Origin of the sequence: Halobellus marinus (genome assembly GCF_032113415.1) — an archaeon.
Lineage (GTDB): Archaea > Halobacteriota > Halobacteria > Halobacteriales > Haloferacaceae > Haloquadratum > Haloquadratum marinus.
Genome location: NZ_CP134947.1, coordinates 109,406 through 125,397 on the forward strand (window position 1 = coordinate 109,406; position 15,992 = coordinate 125,397).

10 protein-coding genes are annotated in these 15,992 nt (G+C 58.8%); 7 read left to right on the forward strand and 3 right to left on the reverse strand.

What is annotated here, in order from left to right:
• The first annotated feature begins 197 nt into the window (after positions 1–197).
• The 4 genes from RJT37_RS18895 to RJT37_RS18910 all read left to right on the forward strand — a co-directional run bounded on the left by RJT37_RS18895 (position 198) and on the right by RJT37_RS18910 (position 6,160).
• Positions 198–1,301 carry a DUF354 domain-containing protein gene (locus tag RJT37_RS18895; protein ID WP_313690372.1) on the forward strand — a complete coding sequence of 368 codons (1,104 nt, stop codon included), beginning with the start codon at positions 198–200 and terminating at the stop codon, positions 1,299–1,301.
• Positions 1,302–1,685: 384 nt separating this feature from the next.
• Positions 1,686–2,921 (forward strand): glycoside hydrolase family protein, encoded by a 1,236-nt coding sequence (locus tag RJT37_RS18900; protein WP_313690374.1) that lies wholly within the window; start codon positions 1,686–1,688, stop codon positions 2,919–2,921.
• A 431-nt stretch (positions 2,922–3,352) separates the two neighbouring features.
• Positions 3,353–4,996, forward strand: coding sequence for a hypothetical protein (locus RJT37_RS18905; protein WP_313690377.1), 1,644 nt, complete (start codon positions 3,353–3,355; stop codon positions 4,994–4,996).
• A gap of 108 nt (positions 4,997–5,104) precedes the next feature.
• Positions 5,105–6,160: a glycosyl hydrolase gene (locus RJT37_RS18910; RefSeq protein WP_313690379.1), complete on the forward strand. Its 1,056-nt coding sequence runs from the start codon at positions 5,105–5,107 to the stop codon at positions 6,158–6,160.
• A gap of 62 nt (positions 6,161–6,222) precedes the next feature.
• On the opposite strand, the gene RJT37_RS18915 is transcribed toward RJT37_RS18910, so the two are convergent.
• Positions 6,223–7,776 (reverse strand): hypothetical protein, encoded by a 1,554-nt coding sequence (locus RJT37_RS18915; RefSeq protein ID WP_313690381.1) that lies wholly within the window; start codon positions 7,774–7,776, stop codon positions 6,223–6,225.
• Positions 7,777–7,877: 101 nt separating this feature from the next.
• On the opposite strand from RJT37_RS18915, the gene RJT37_RS18920 reads away from it, so the two are divergent.
• On the forward strand, positions 7,878–8,858 hold the full coding sequence (locus RJT37_RS18920; protein WP_313690384.1) for a glycosyltransferase family 2 protein: 981 nt from the start codon (positions 7,878–7,880) through the stop codon (positions 8,856–8,858).
• Positions 8,859–9,028: 170 nt separating this feature from the next.
• Here the strand turns inward: RJT37_RS18920 and RJT37_RS18925 are convergent, their stop codons facing one another.
• Positions 9,029–10,336, reverse strand: coding sequence for a hypothetical protein (locus RJT37_RS18925; RefSeq protein WP_313690386.1), 1,308 nt, complete (start codon positions 10,334–10,336; stop codon positions 9,029–9,031).
• A gap of 1,902 nt (positions 10,337–12,238) precedes the next feature.
• Here RJT37_RS18925 and RJT37_RS18930 point away from each other — a divergent pair.
• Both RJT37_RS18930 and RJT37_RS18935 read left to right on the forward strand, forming a co-directional pair.
• A complete protein-coding gene (locus RJT37_RS18930) occupies positions 12,239–13,405 on the forward strand; it encodes a glycosyltransferase family 4 protein (protein WP_313690389.1) in 1,167 nt (388 codons plus the stop codon).
• A gap of 49 nt (positions 13,406–13,454) precedes the next feature.
• On the forward strand, positions 13,455–14,816 hold the full coding sequence (locus tag RJT37_RS18935) for a sulfatase (protein ID WP_313690392.1): 1,362 nt from the start codon (positions 13,455–13,457) through the stop codon (positions 14,814–14,816).
• Between the two features lie 67 nt (positions 14,817–14,883).
• Here the strand turns inward: RJT37_RS18935 and RJT37_RS18940 are convergent, their stop codons facing one another.
• Entirely contained in the window at positions 14,884–15,807 is a 924-nt protein-coding gene (locus tag RJT37_RS18940) for an aldo/keto reductase (protein ID WP_390209072.1), read from the reverse strand.
• Between the last annotated feature and the right edge of the window lie 185 nt (positions 15,808–15,992).

Genomic DNA, 15,992 nt, shown 5'->3' on the forward strand with positions numbered 1-15,992 from the left:
CGTCCATAACCAAGTACGTATGATTGTTTGAACCAGGCAAGCCGCAGGGCGAGCACATCCTGCGGGAGACCGCGACAACGAAGAACTATGTATCGAAGCTATCCACGAGACGCGAGACGACAATCCGAACCGATTCCCACCAACAGCATCCTCTCCGTCGGTGCGAACGAACGGATCTCCAGCGTATGGACTCTGAGATGACCGGGACAAACGTATGGCTCGATCTGATAAGTCCGTCACATCCGTTCCTTTTTGCGGGCCTACTGGACGGTATGTCGGACATCACGTTCCGGACGACCGTCCGAAAGAAGACGGAGACCGTTGACCTCGCCCGTGAGGGCGGGTTCGATTTTGAGATCCTGGGTCGTGATTTCGAGAACGTCGCCCTGCGGACGGCGGCCGTTCCGCTTCGCACCATCCAAGCTAGCGTGCAGGCACCGACCGCAGACGTGTCGTTGTCCGCCCGGAACGCGATGTGTGTGCTAGCGTCGCGAGCACGGGGGATTCCATCAATTCACTTCACCGACAACGACATCACGGCGTACGTTGATGCACCGCTCGTCGAGCGGGCGTTCTGTCGGTTCAGGTCGGCCGCAACCCACCACGTCGTGCCGTCAGCGTTTCGGACCTCGGAGCTGACACGATGGGGGACGGATCCGGAGCAGATCCACACGTACGACGGCTACAAGGAGGATATCTACGTTGCGGACTTCGAGCCCGATGAGTCGTTCACCGAGAGGTTGCCCTTCGAGACCTTCGTCGTGCTCCGTCCCGAGGCGCTGGGTGCGGCCTACGTCGACGAGGAGGTGTCGCTCGTTCCCCAGCTGCTGGAAGCGCTCACAGCGGCAGGGGCCAATATCGTGTACCTCCCGCGCAGGCCCGGAGACCGACCGCACGCGGACTCCTACCCGGACGACCGCGTGTACGTCCCCGACGGTGCCCTTGACGGCCTCCAGCTCGCCTGGCATTCGGACGGCGTCCTGACCGGGTCGGGAACGATGGCACGGGAAGCGGCCTGTATGGGGAAGCCGGCCGTCTCTTTCTTCCCCGGGCCGCTGCTATCTGTCGACCGATCGATGGTCGAGGACGGACTGATCGTTCACTCCCGTGACCCCGACGAGATTACCTCGCATCTGGCATCCGTCAGAACCACGGACCGGATGCCGGACCGGGATCGATGCTTCCAAGTCCGCGAGGAGGCGTCCTCGCTCGTGCGGGCGTTGATCGAGAACCCTGAGAACCCGGCGCTCGGCTCGAATCCGGAGCCTATCGAAAACCCGAGTCTGAGCCAGGCGGAGTGATTTGACGGACGTAACTATGTGTAGATATTATCATCTAAGGTGCCGGAGTCGGTCATAACGTTGCGTCCGACAGTACGAAGATCCGGTAGGATATGACTAACTATGCGAACGGCGAAGCCGTGAGCAGAAGGAGACTCTGCGCTACCGCTTTAGTTGAACTCCGACACGGGGCGACGATCGGAGGAAACAGCTCTATAACTTACTGATGCCGATCCAAGACACGACTAAATGGGTCAGGATGTACATAGCACGGACGATGACGCCGATCGATCGCGAGCGCGGCCGGCGGGCAGGACGAACGCGGACGGGGCTAATGCATCGGGATGGGAGAGTCCGGTATCAGCGGACAGGAGCCGAAAAGACACCGGGTTCCTCACGGATGACGTGGTTGGGGAAGCTGAACGCAACGGAGTCGACGTTCAAGATGGCCCCGAGGTCGCGGGCTACGATACGGTGGCCGTCTGTCGAAACGCCCTCACGTGGGCCCGCGAACGTGACTACGCCGGCTACGACCCGTATGACGGACTGAACAGTCCGATCCTTTCGGCTATCTCCCGACACTGGCTGCTCCGACTGTTGTCGATCCACGGCGTCCAGAAGTTCCCGCTGAACCTCAGATCGTACCTTGGCATCCCCGAGCAACGAAACCCCAAGGGGATCGGATTGTTCGCCAGCGCGTACCTGAACGAGTACGAACGGACGGGCGAGGATGCCGCCCTTGAGGAGGCTGAACGGCTGCTGGATTGGCTTGCGGATAACAGATCACCTGCCTTCGACCGCTCGTCGTGGGGATACAACTTCGACTGGCAGAACTCGACGAAGTTCTTCCTCCCGGCGACCCACCCGTGCGGGGTCGTGACCGTGTTCTGTGCCCGGCCCTTCCTCCGTCACTACGACCTCACAGGCTTCGATCGGTCGCTTGCGGTGGCTCACGATGCAGCCACATTCCTCATCGAAGATATCGGGACGGAGTTTGTCGACGGCTACGAGGTGCTCACGTACACACCGTACGACTCGTACGTGGCGGTTAATGCGAACGCTCTCGCGGCTGACCTCCTCTGGCGGGTGGGGAAGCGGCTCGACGACGAGACACTTCTCAGCCGCGCCCGGGAGCTGTTTTCGTTCGTCGTCGACGCTCAGACCGAGGTGGGCGGCTGGCACTACTCGGTCCCGGCGTCGGATTCGCATTTGGGGTACGACAACTTCCATACGGGATTCGTACTCGAGAGTCTCAGCCGGTACGCCCGGGAGCAGGATGTCGACCACCCAGCCCGAGAGGCGTACGAGCGGGGAATGCGATTCCACCGCGAAAACCACTTCGAGTCCGATGGTGCGCCGAAGTTCGAGGACGACCAGTCCCGACCGTACGACGTGCACGCCGCAGCACAGGCGCTCGTCACGTTCACTCGCCGCGACGATCCGGAGGACGCTGCACTCGCCAGTCGCGTCCTCAAGTGGACGCTGGACCGACTGTACGACCCCGAGGGATACTTTTACCGCCGGATCGGGCGGTTTGTGACCGACGAGACGCCGTACATTCGGTGGAACCAGGCGTGGATGTGTCTGGCGCTGTCGGCGTTCCTCAAACAGGAGCACGGAGTCGATCCGAACCAACTGTAAGGAGGTGCCCTGTGTCGCAGCGCCCGGCGTGAGAGAGACCCGTGGTCTCGGACCGACCACCGCAACGGAAGTCGGGCGTGACCGTGTGCCCGTTATAGTGCTTCCCGGTCAAATCCGCCGTCTAATCGCCTTGTGAGTGGATTAGGACGCTTCTAACAATCCCTTTTGACCCACAGGTCGAACTGATGAGCGATCGTCTGGGGTCATCCAATACGGGCTCGGCCGGCATCTGGCGCAGGCTGATTCTCGCGATCGGCTTCGCCGCCGTCGCAATCGGCACGGTCGTCGCGTGGCAGACGCCGGCGACGGGGTACGAAGTATCTATTTACGCGGCGACGCCAACACCGTTTTGGATCGGTGTCTCGATCGGCTTCCTCGCTGCGGCCGTCGTCACCCTGGAGTCGTGTCACGACAGAGTAGCGGGGTTAGCGGTGGGGCTAGGCTGGTTAACTACCGTCTCTATCGGATCCTTACCGGTTATCCGTAGCTACCGATTTTACGGTCGCGCGGACTCGATGAGCCATCTCGGATGGGCAGTTGAGCTGTTGGCGGGGCGTATGCGGTTCGGAGACCTGTTCTACCCGGGCGGACACAGCACGGCCGCATTGCTGGCGGATACGATGGGGATCCCAATTGAGCGGGGGGTGCTCCTGTTCGCCGCGTTGTACTTTGCGCTGTACGCGCTGTTCATCCCGCTGATCGCGAAGGCGATTTTCAATACTGACCGGACGACCGTGATCGCCGCGTTCTCCGGATTTATGGTGTTGCCGATCAACCAGATCGGCAACGGACTGTTCTTTCACACGTACTCGATGGCGACGTTTTTTTTCCCCGTGTTTCTGTACGCGCTGGTGGAACACCTCAAGAGCAGCAGAGGAGGAGACTCACTCTTCGATCTCATTGGCAGGTGGAATATCTTGCTCGCGATGCTGGGGATCACGCTCATTTTTACGCATCCGCAATTGGCGTTGAATGTCGTTATCCTTCTTGGAACCCTGGTAGTATTACATCTGTTATTGCGTAAGCGTCACAACCAGTTTATTTCGGATCTTCGGCCCGTCTACGGCGTGTTCGTTCTTCTGACTCTCTGTTGGGTAGCGTGGGTCACCCAGTTCGAGATGGTATTTATCGTCGGAGAGCGGGTGCTCGTATCGACGTCCGAGGTGATCCTCGGCACTGCCCAGACTGGTGGGTCGGTAGAGGCCCAGTACGAATCGGCGCGCGCGGTTGAAGCGACGTTACCCGAACTGTTCGTGAAGCTGTTTTTAGTACCGACCGTGTACCTCGTGTTAGCGTTCTCGATGGTCGTGTTCACGCTCTGGCATCAGTTTACGAACACCGATCAGGGAACTCGATTGATGGACGATGACTCTTTAAGTCGGTCGGTCGTTGGCTATTTCGGATTTTCGGGACTCGTCCTCGGTCCGTTCTTTTTAGCACACTTTATGGGTCCGATCTCGCACCTCTTCTTTAGACACTATGGGTTCGGGATGATGTTCGCTATCGTTCTCGGAGCCGCGATGATCCACCACATCGGACCGCTGATCCCAACTAGGGGATGGCGGCGGGCAGCCAAACCTGTCGCGGCCGTCCTTCTCGCTGTCGCGCTGACGCTGTCACTTTTGACCGTCTTCGCCTCACCCTACATCTACAACGCCTCACATCACGTGAGCGATCAACACATAGACGGCTACGACACCGCGATCACCTACAGGGCCGAGGATATTAAGTGGAGCGGAATCCGGAACGGCCCAGGTCGGGAGTTCGACGTGCTGGTCCCAGGACCGGTGCTGTATGACCGCCCGGACGTGACTCGGGGTAATTCCACATACAACGACGAAGAGCTTCGAGTCCTCCTTTTGGGGGGGAACGAGGAAGCCAAATACCTGCCGGTATCGGAGGCTGACGTGGACCGCGAGGTGATCGCATACCGGGAGGTACGGTACTCGACAGAGTTGCTCGGATCGATCGGTAGTCGATCGGGTGTTCACCACGTACAGGACAATGGCGAGTTCGATCTGTACTACGTCACACCGCGAAACTCCGAAAGTGGGCCCGCAGAGAACGAGGCTTGAATGCCGGGGCTGAAGCTCGGAGGTGTGAAGGATGGCATCGTCTATGTCACTCAAGGACAGTCGGCCGGGACATGGAGCCGGAGTCGCGGATTCGAACGACTCGGATCGATGCCTGGTTCCGACGTTGTCGCACGACTCTTCGACGTCCCAGCCGTCGGCCGCCTGCTCGGTCGCCTCACGGGATTCGTCACGACGACGAACCTGTGGCCGATCGGCGACGATCGGCTGCTGGCGACGGTCGGGGACGAACTGTTTTGCTCGACCGATCGAGGGCAGTCGTGGCGTCTCGTCCACCGGTTGCCGGGGTCTTCCGGACCGATGGGTGTGCTTCCAACTGCCGTCTGCCAGCACGAGAATCGTATCTATCTCGCCGAGTATCCCCTCGGGGACGAAACGGCGAAAGTCATCGTCAGCGACGACGGACGAAAGTGGTCGACGTACGTGAGCCGCTCCGACGTGCGTCACTTCCACGGCGTGTTTCACGATCCCTACACCGATACACTCTGGGGAACTACGGGAGATACGAACGAGGAGAGCACGATCGGGCGGTTCGTCGATGGCGAGTACCATCCCGTCGGGAGAGGGAGTCAGACCTGGCGGGCCGTCGATCTCGCGTTTACCCCGGAGTCGGTACTCTGGGGAATGGACTGCTCGTACGCTCCGCGAATCGAGATACTCCGGCTTTCACGGGACGACATTCCCTCGGGGTCGGCTGACCCGCGTGCCAGCCAACCTACCCCGGAAGTAGTCGGGGCGGTCGATGGCCCGGTGTTCTACGCGGAGACTATCCACTCGGGGGGAACGACGTGGGTAGTGTTCTCAACCGCGGCGACGACGGGGACGGACAGCACCGGTCCGGAGACCAGCGAAATCGGCTCGGATTCAGTCAGGGTGGTCGCCGCCTCCGAGCGGACCGGTTACGAGCGGTGGCACCAACTTGCTGCCGTCGAGAGATCGACAACGCTTGGTGCGGTTATTCCGGCGATTCCGACGGCGAACGCGTACGCGTTTTTGTCGTCCAGTCCGGATGAGCGTCTACTTATCAATCCGTACAACACGAAGCGGAACCACGGAGAGGTGCTCGTCCGTGAGCCCTCATCATTCGAGGAAGCCCCGCAACTGTCCACAGTCATCAGTGGGTCGGGTAGCCAGTTCGTAAAATGATTACTTCTGCGGAGACTCGCCCGAGACAGTCGCCAGGTTCTCGGTAGCACGAGACCGCTTTGCTACTCCGTCAACGGATTCTCACAGGAACCATCGACGCTGATGTTTCGGACGTCGCCGTCGCTATCGGTTAATTTGACTGACTCCCCAGCAACGTTGATGTTCGAATTTTCAACGAGGATATCTTTACAGTTGTTGAAGTGAATTCCGTCTAAACTCCCGTTTGGAGCCTCTATACAACAGTTCGAGATCGTAGACCCGTCACGACCGGCTTCGATTTCACATACGGATCTTTCGGTCTGTTCGTCTGACGTGACTTTCACGTCGAGGTTTTCCAGAGTGACCCCCCGTGGTCTTATGGCATTCGGTTTCGCAGACTGGACCCAGAAGGTCTGGGCTTTTGTCTCGTTTATAATCCGGCAATTCTGCATCGTGAAGCCGCTGGGATTCGAGTATCCCGTATTCGTGACCCGGACTACACCCCAAAGGACTGCTTCATCTCCGATTACTCCGGAAATATCGTAATACTCGATATCACAATCACGAATTGTCGGTCCGCGGCGGCCGCCGTAACTGTCGATGTGAATCCCCATAGCGTGATATGGATGTGACTGTGGATCATCCCCCGTGGATTTCAAGCGTGAGTGGTCTTGAACGATACGTGCTCCCTCAATAAGAGAGTCTTTCGTAGGATGGTTGCCATTGTCGATTCGTATGCTCGACACGTCGTTGTTCAAGAAGGTCCCTCCATCAACAGTCACGATACCAGGGTTGTTGATGGATCGTATTGCATTGTGTCCGCATTGCTCGAAGTGAACGTCCTCAAGACGGAGTTCGCCGATATGGCTCGGAGTGTGACGCATAAACGTTGTTCCGGGTGTCGTTTCAGTGGCGGATTCGTGGCCCCCCATAAATGTGCCTTCTCGTCCCATAGTAACCCGACGTGCGATGTTCACGCCGTCGGATGTCGCGCCATACTCCCTATTGACGTTCATACGTAAGAGTGATCCGTATGATACATTTTGTGGTGGAACAAATCCGAGCCATTCGAGGTCGGCGGCGATACCGTTGTCGTTGGCGTCCAGCAGAACGGAGACGGAGGTACGCTTGTCGTCGGTCAGCTGGATGGAGAAGTTGGCCAGGAGGATGTCCTCTCCACCCTTCTGATACACGAACCAGAATCCCTCCTGGTCAGCAGCGTTCGGGAAGTGGAACTGGACGTCTCTGTGTGACTCGCCGACTCCCACGAGGCCGAACCGTGACGGGTTGTGTGGTGGATCGACCGGTGGCTCCTCAGCGACGGTGTAGTCGCCGGGAGGAAAGTCGATGCGGGTCCCCGTCTCGAAGGCTTCGTTCAACGCATCGTCGATGGGCTCCTCGCCGGACGGATCCATTCCGAGGTCCTCGACCGCGTTCACAATGCGGTCGAACTCGATGTCGTACGCGTCGGGATCGAACCCGCCCAAGTCGTAGCCGGGTCCCGGGGTTTCCGTGCTAACGTCACCGGGGGTGTCAGTGGACGTGACTTCCGAATCGTCCGGAGTAGTACAGCCACTGACCGTAACAAATCCAGCAGTAATACCACTGAGGACTGCTCTCCGACTCAACCGCGTCATCTTTCTTCCGATAGGCACGGCCAGTATATTGTTAGCGTTCTCCTTCCGGGTAAGCAGAGAATTAACTAACTTGTTACCTGCTGATTGCGCGTACAGTGTCGATGATCGAGGACCCGAGCGACGAGGAGCCGCCTCTAGTGAGCGTTGTTCTGCCGACACACGACCGCCCCGAGTATCTCAAGCGGGCAGTTCAGAGCGTGTGCAATCAAACGTATCCGTCGATCGAACTACTCGTGATCGACGATCGATCGCCCGAACCCGCACACGAGACACTCAGCGACGTGAACGTCGACCTGATCTCGTCTATGCGATGCGTTCGACACGAAAAAAATCGAGGCGCGAACGCGGCCCGAAACACCGGTATCCGTGAGGCCAATGGCGAGTTCATCGCGTTCCTGGACGACGACGACCGATGGTTACAAGAAAAGGTCAGCAGACAGGTCGACCGGTTCAAAAGAGGTCCAGATGATTTAGGAGTGGTCACCGTTGGGAGTCGGATCACCGACGAGAACGGAACTCAGCTCGGAGTGAAGCGGTCCTCGATCGAGGGAGACGCAATCGGCCCACTCCTGCACGGCGGGATCGTCGGATCATTCTCGCGGGTGATGGTCCGGGCAGAGGCAGTCTTGCGTGCGGGATTGCTCGACGAGTCGTTCCCGAGTTGGCAGGACCGAGAGTGGTACTTCCGACTCGCGAAACACTATACGTTCGCCTCGGAAAGGGAGGTCCTCGTAGAGCGGCGGCTCGACGCCGGTGATCGGATCAGCGATGACTTCGAACAGAAGCGCGACGTTTCCTACCCGAAGTTCATCGAAAAACACCGTTCTTTCGCCGCGGAACAGGGGCCGCTCGCCGAACGCCGATTCATCGCTGGGCTCTCGAGGACACTCGGCTTTTCCGGCCTCTCAAACGGGTACTATCGGGACGCGATGAAGTATCTCCTCGTCGCGCTCTGGTACTATCCGTTCGATCCGAGAACGTACCTGTACCTCTGTCTGGCCCTGGGTGGACCATTCACATTCGAACCGGCGAGCCGGATCAAGCGGATACTAAGCGGCGTGATACCGAGCGGGAAACCGTAACGAACTTCGAAAAGGACCACTGAAAAATAGCGGCCAGTGTCAGAATCTGTCGGGCTCGAACGGCACATTCCCTCTATCGGGAGGGAAATTCGCACGGACGGCAGTCGTTCGAACTGCGCCCTACACAGATCGGCCGGAACGACGGCTTCCAAACCCGATCTGAGGAGTGATCACTCCTCGTCGAATCGGAGTTCGGCGGTCCCCTGGATCCGCATCATCGTCACGTCGCCGTCGAAGCGGTATCCGTCGACGTCATCGGACACCGATCCAATAACCATCCCGTCGCTGATAGTGTCCTCGGCCTCAGCGGAGCCGAGATCCGGCGACTTGTGGAGGCTTCCCGAGACGGCGAACTGGTAGGAGGTCTCTCCTTCCGCCCCGTCGACGGTGAGCCAGTTCCCGAGGAACGGGTCCGTGTCGGTCCCGAGTAGGTTGGCGTCGACCTGTCTGTCGTCGAGGTAGACCCCCGCCTCGCCGTCCAGCGAAAACTCGGTCACTTCGCCGTCGAAGCGGAACGAGGCGGTACCCGAAGACAGTTCACCAGCGACCTCGGTGCCGGAGATCGCGTCGACGCACTCCGATCCACAGTCCGGTGCAGCCACGATCTCACCGTCGACGGCGAAATCGTAGGTGGACGTCGTTCCGGTGCCGACGATCCGCAGGGAGTGTTCGTAAACACTGTCGACGACCTCCTCGCGGGATATTTCGGTGCCGTCTCGCTCGAACTGCATATCGTCGCCGGCAGTGAAACTCCGGATCGCACCGGTGTAGTCGAACGCGTCGACGCCGGAACGGATCGCGCCGGCGACGCGGACAGTCCCGTCGTCGAGCGCTTCAACCGTGCTGACGGTGCCGTACTCGCTCAGTTCGGTGTTCTCGCGGGCATCGCCATCGACAATGAACTCGTACTCCGAGAGGGTGTCGAAGTCGATGCCGTCGATCACGAACGAGGTCCACTCGCTGTCAGACGTGTCCGTTCCGTCGGTCGAGTCGTCAGTCGAATCGCCCGAAGTGGAGTCGTCGGTCGAATCGTCCGCGTCGACGACCTCGTCTCTGGCGATCGGCTCTCCGTTTCGCTCGAAGTCGATATCGTCGCCAGCGGTGTAGCTTACGATCCCGCCGGTGTAGTCGAACGCGTCGACACCGGAACGGACTGCGCCAGCGACGCGGGTACCGCCATCGTCGAGCGATTCGATCGTATTGACGGTATCGTACTCGCTCAGTTCCGTATTTTCACGGGCGTCGCCGTCCACGATGAACTCATACTCCGAGACAGTGTCGAAGTCGATGCCGTCGACCGCAAACGAGGCCCACTCGGTGTCCGAAGTGTCGGTTCCGTCGGTCGAATCGTCCGTATCGGATTCGCTGTTAGTCGAATCGGTGTCGGTTGAATCGTCCGTCGAGTCGTCGGTGATGCCCGTGTCGTCACACGTTCCGTCGTAGGTAATGTTTCGAACCATCCCGTTGGTATCTGTCAACTGGATAGCCTCGCCGGTGACGTTGACGTTTGAGTCTTCAACGACGACATCGTCACACCCTCTGAACTCTATTCCATCGACATCACCGTTAGATGCGTGGAAACACGAGCCTGTGATTCGGGATCCGTCCCACCCAGAATCCACATAGATCATCCGCGGACCTTGACTGGTCGTGCTGTTGCCGAAGCTGAACTGGATGTTTTCGAATACGTTTTCACTATTGGTGGCCCCTTGCTGTTTCTCCTGTATCCAGATGTTCGGTGCGGAGGTCTCGTTGTGGATACGTGTATTCTTGATTGTAATTGGGCCGGGATTCGATATTCCGGTTTTTGTTATCCGGATAACACCCCACAAGTAGTTCTCAGTATCAGTTGCTGCAGAGATGTCCAAATACTCGATATTGCAGTCACGAACAGTTGGACCATCGTATCCCTGGTAACTATCCCCCAATATGGCCAAACAGTGATACGGGTGTGAATCGGCCGCAGAGCCAGTTGTTTTCAACCGAGTGTGATCTTGGATTATATCACAGTTTTCAACCACCGAATCCTTGGTGGGGTGATTGCCGTTGTGGACGCGAACGGATGCAAGGTCGCAATTCAAAAACGTGGAATCAGAAATCCAGACAACGCCATCGCCTCGAATAGACCTGATAGTGTTGTGTCCACACTGCTCCATCCAGCAGTCTTCAAACCTCATTTCGCCCGTGTGTCCAGAATAAGCAAGGACAAACGTAGTTCCGGGATTATCGGCTGTGTCAGCCGCGTGACCACCCATAAACGTACCATCACGGCCCATCTTCACCCGTCGAGCAAGATTCACACCGCCCTCTGAACTTACGTCCATCCGTAGCAACTGCCCATAAGAATGAGCATTAGAAGGGACGAAACCGAGCCATTCGACGTCAATGATATTTCCATTGTCGCTTGTCTCCATCATTACCGAGATGGCGGTCAGTTCATCAGACGATTGCTGGATGGAGAGATTCTCCATCAAGAAATTCTCTCCACCCGTCTGCTTGAAGAACCACCACCCCGTCCCCGAAGTGTCTGCGTTCGGGAACGTAAACTCGACATCGGTGTGTGAATCACCGAGACCCCGCATACCGAAATTACTCTTGTGGTCATTCCAGAGCAGTTCGGAATCAACACGATACGTTCCCTCCGGGAACTCGATGAGCGTCCCGGTCTCGTATGCACTGCTTAACGCATCGTCGACCGACTCGTTACCGTTCGGATCCATACCGAGATCATCGACCGCATCCAGCACACGGTCGAATTGGATTCCGTGCCGCTCGGCAGCGGCCGAGCCTAATCCGGATGATCCGAGAACCGCGCCTGCCGTCACCGCGCTCAGCTTCACGTAATCGCGCCTGTTCAGCAACCGTCCGGCGGTATCTTCGTCCGATTCCTCGACTTGGGTGAACCCGTCGCTATCGACGTCTTCACCTACCAGCTTGCGTGCCATGCGGGTAGTAGTAACTACCTAACCCGGATAAATATATCGTTAATTATATATTCATTGTTTCGTGAATGTCACAGAATATTATAAGATCGCACTGTAGTGTTCAATAAAATAATAACTTGGCGGGGCACTCAGACAGCGGCTATCCAAGCTGTGAATCCCGAGTTAATCGCATCTTAACGTAGATATAGTCGGTAGATTGGCGGGTCGGGGTGCGGTTACGACGATGAGATCCACCAATAGAGCCACCGACCCACGCATACAGAACAGTTCTGTCGGGTTCCGCGACGACAAACGGAATTGAGACGTTGTACGCGTGTGGTGCGAGCGATCGTCGTCTGTCCCCCCAGAGCAATCAGAGCAGCAGTGCGTACAACAGAGACAGAGGCGGAATTAGCCACATCGTAACGATGACTGATCGCACGCAAATCTCGGACGATGGCGACGACTGACAGAGTCTATCGATCTGACGAATGGCGGAACGGTTTCATTCCCGGCGCAGACCCGGACCAGACCGATTCTGAGGACGAGCGGGACATCGAACGGGTGCTGGCCGTGTACGGACCGACGAACGTCGGGAAAATCGAGCGGCACATAAAACCCTTAGCCGATGTCGTCGACGCGACAACGCTCGTCTGCACCCGTCCCGATCCGGACGTTACCGGGATCAGGCAGCTCGCTCCACCCTCGACAGGCGTCCGTCTTCTAGACATCGTATTGCTGTCTCTGCTCACCGCAGTCGAGTCGGTCAGGGGAGACTACGACGCCGTCGTGTCCGTGTCCCTCTTCCCGCACGGTTGTCTCGGACTCCTCGCCGCTCGATTGAACGGGATCCCATCCCATCTCGGAATTATCGGGTACGACATCGACGTACACGCCCGCGCGTGGTACGGTCGCCCGGTCCGGTGGCTCATCCGTCGATTCGACGCGGTGACGGTTCCCGGACCCACGCACAGACGCAGACTCCACCAGTTGGTTGGCGTCCCTCGGGATCGGACTGCAATCCTCGCGAACCCGGTCGATATCGATCGGTTCCCTCGAGAGGACGACGTCGAGCGACCGTATGACCTGCTCTGGGTCGGTCGGTTGACGGTCGAAAAGCGTCCGGTGCTGTTTGTCGACGTGGTCGCGGCGATCGCCGAACGGAATCCCTCGGTACGGGCGGTTATCATCGGAGACGGTCCGCTCTCGGCCGCCGTTGAAGAACGAATCGCACACCACGGACTCGGGGACGTGATCGACACGCCAGGCTGGATCGACGACCCGGCCCCGTGGTATACGGACGCGTCGGTATTCGTACTGACATCGGAACGCGACGCGCTCCCGTTAACACTGATCGAAGCGATGGCCAGCGGAACCGTTCCGGTAGCGCCCGCCGTCGGTAACGTCGCTGATCTCCTCGTCGACGACTGGAACGGCCAGGTCGTCAGCCCGGCGACTATCGAAGGGTTCTCGAAGGCTATCGAGGGACTGCTGGGGAATTCGGAGCGGCGGGCTCGGCTCGGGGCGAACGCTCGGGGCGTTCGAAACCGGTTCACCGCCGCCGACGCCACCGAGGATTGGAGACACGTTATGCGTATTCTCGCCCGATCTGGTCGAGGGTGACCGCATCAACGAGTCCATAACGAAGCCAACACCGGCACTCCACGCACGCATGAAGAACCCCGACGTCCTGTTCGTGATTCTCGACTCTGTTCGCCGGGACCGTGTCTCCGCATACGGGCACGACCGCCCAACAACCCCGAACCTCGACCAACTCGCGTCGGAGGCGACGCTGTTCGAGAACGCGTACACGCCAGCGCCCTGGACGTTACCTTCGCACTGCTCGATGTTCACCGGCCTGTTTCCCAGCGAGCACAGCATCACGAACGGCTTCTCCGACCAGTCGTTGCGGCTCCCGGAACCGATTGAGACGCTCACAGAACGGTTTTCGGCCGACGGATACCGGACCGCCGGATTCTCAAACAACCCTTGGGTCGGATCGCTATCCGGACTCGACAGAGGGTTCGACGAGTACGTGGAGTGGGATCTCGAGATCGGGGTCGACGGCGACACCGACATCTCGACGACGCGAGACCGGCTGTACTCAGCGGCACACGGGCTGCTCGCTCAGGCCGCCCGCCAGCCCGTGTTCCTGCTCAAACGACGGTTGTTCACGTCGAACCTCGTTGACCGGGCGACCAGGTGGCTGCGGGCGACCGCTCGCGACGAACCGCCGGCGTTCACCTTCTTGAACCTAATGGAGGCACACAGCCCCTACTTCCCCCCGAAGGACGCCTTCGAGGCGCTTGACCTCTCAGCGCCGGGACCGATCGAGCCACGGCTGTTGAACACGAAACTCCTCGCGTACGTCCTCGGCCGGAGCGACCTGCCGCCGGAACGACGCGAACGGGTACTCGAGTTCTACGACGCGAGTCTCCGGTATCAGGACCGGAAACTCGGCCAGTTGCTGTCGGTTCTGAAAGAAACTGGGAAGTACGACGACACGCTCGTGGTGATCGTTGCCGATCACGGCAAGACCCTCGGAGAACACGACCGCGACGGGACGCCCCCACACTCCACCCGAGGAGTCAACACGAATGTCCCACTCATCGTCAAACAGCCCGGTCAAGACACCCCGGAACGAGTGTCGGACCCCGCGGAACTGATCGGGCTCTTCGATCTCATCACCGATCCCGAACTGTCGCCGGTGGCGGCGTTGTGCAGGGAGGAGGGTGCCCTCGTAGAAGACTACGTGCCACACACCGGACGGACCAGCGAGCCGACCACACGGTGGCGGGTTCTCGCCGACGGCACGCACCGATACATCAGGGCCGAGGACGGCAGAGAGTTCCTGTTCGGCCCGGACGGAAGACAGCTTTCCGAAGACCAGGAGTCGCTACGGAACCAGTTCGCGGAGGCGCTAGAGAGCCGGGTGGCGAAACTCTCGGAGCGAGGAAACGAGGCCAAAAAGAACCCAGAGAAGCTCTCTCGGGGTATCGAGTCACAGTTGGAGGATCTCGGCTACCTGGAATGAACGGTACTTGAACGCCGACGTTACCAATTCAAACATTGTTGTGACTCCGAGCGGGTAGACCGTTCTGTTACGGGATCGCATCCCGGATCCGTTTCGGCACGTACGGGCCGATTCCGCTTCGGAACCGGGTGATAGCGCCCCGGTCGTTGTTTAGCCTGAACCAAAGCGGCCCCTCCAGATCGTGGATCCGGCCCATCTCGGCGTCCGTGAGTTCGAAGTCGAACACGCGGAGGTTCTCCTGAAGGCGATCGGGTGTCACGGTCTTCGGAATCGTGACCACGCCATCTTGTTGGACGAGCCACCGGATGGCGACCTGTGCCGCCGACTTCCCGTACCGTTCCCCGATCCGCGAGAGGGTTTCGTCCTCGACAGCGAGACCCTCAGCGAGCGGGCTATACGCTGTCAGCAACATATCGTTGTCGCGGCAGAACGAAAGCATCTCGTTCTGATGGAAGTACGGATTGTACTGAACCTGATTGGTCGTTATCGGGACTTCGGATGCGTCTATCGCCTGCTGGAGTTGCTCGATCGAGAAGTTGCTCACGCCGATATGGTCAATCTTCCCAGCCTCTACGAGTTCGGAGAGCGCTCCGAACACCTCCTCCATATCCCCGTCGTGGTGCCACCAGTGGATCAAGACGAGATCGATCCGGTCCGTCCCAAGCCGCTGAAGCGATCCTTCGACCGCCTCAATCAACCGTTCACGGGACAGGAACTCGGGATACCCCTTCACCTTGGTCGTGATGAAGACATCCTCTCTGTCGACCGTCGAGGCCTCGATTGCGCGGCCGACGGTAGCCTCGTTCTCGTACGCCATCGCCGTGTCGACGTGACGGTAGCCGATCTCGAGCGCCTTCACGACGGCGTTGAAACATTTGTACCCCCCGGTTCGGTAGGTTCCGAGTCCGAGAGATGGGATCGCGGTCACGGCGTCGTCTAACTTGTCTAGCGATTCGGGAGCCGATGTCACGCTCAGTTGGTTCGATTGCACTGTGAATCACACCGACGTGGTTGTCGGTTGGTTGGCCACAATTCCCGAGACGAGCGCCGATGCGTCGTCGCGTACACAAAACACACAGTGTCGACAGTTGTCTGATGATTCCAAACTCCGTCTCTGGAATCGTTTCAGCCTCATATGCCAGACAGGAGTGTCCCAAATATTGTTATATCAATCAT

Excerpts from the sequence above, each read along its gene's own strand:
- RJT37_RS18895 (WP_313690372.1), top strand. The coding sequence starts at position 198 with ATGACCGGGACAAACGTATGGCTCGATCTGATAAGTCCGTCACATCCG.
- RJT37_RS18910 (WP_313690379.1), top strand. The coding sequence starts at position 5,105 with ATGCCTGGTTCCGACGTTGTCGCACGACTCTTCGACGTCCCAGCCGTC.
- RJT37_RS18915 (WP_313690381.1), bottom strand. The coding sequence starts at position 7,776 with ATGACGCGGTTGAGTCGGAGAGCAGTCCTCAGTGGTATTACTGCTGGA.
- RJT37_RS18920 (WP_313690384.1), top strand. The coding sequence starts at position 7,878 with ATGATCGAGGACCCGAGCGACGAGGAGCCGCCTCTAGTGAGCGTTGTT.
- RJT37_RS18930 (WP_313690389.1), top strand. The coding sequence starts at position 12,239 with ATGGCGACGACTGACAGAGTCTATCGATCTGACGAATGGCGGAACGGT.
- RJT37_RS18935 (WP_313690392.1), top strand. The coding sequence starts at position 13,455 with ATGAAGAACCCCGACGTCCTGTTCGTGATTCTCGACTCTGTTCGCCGG.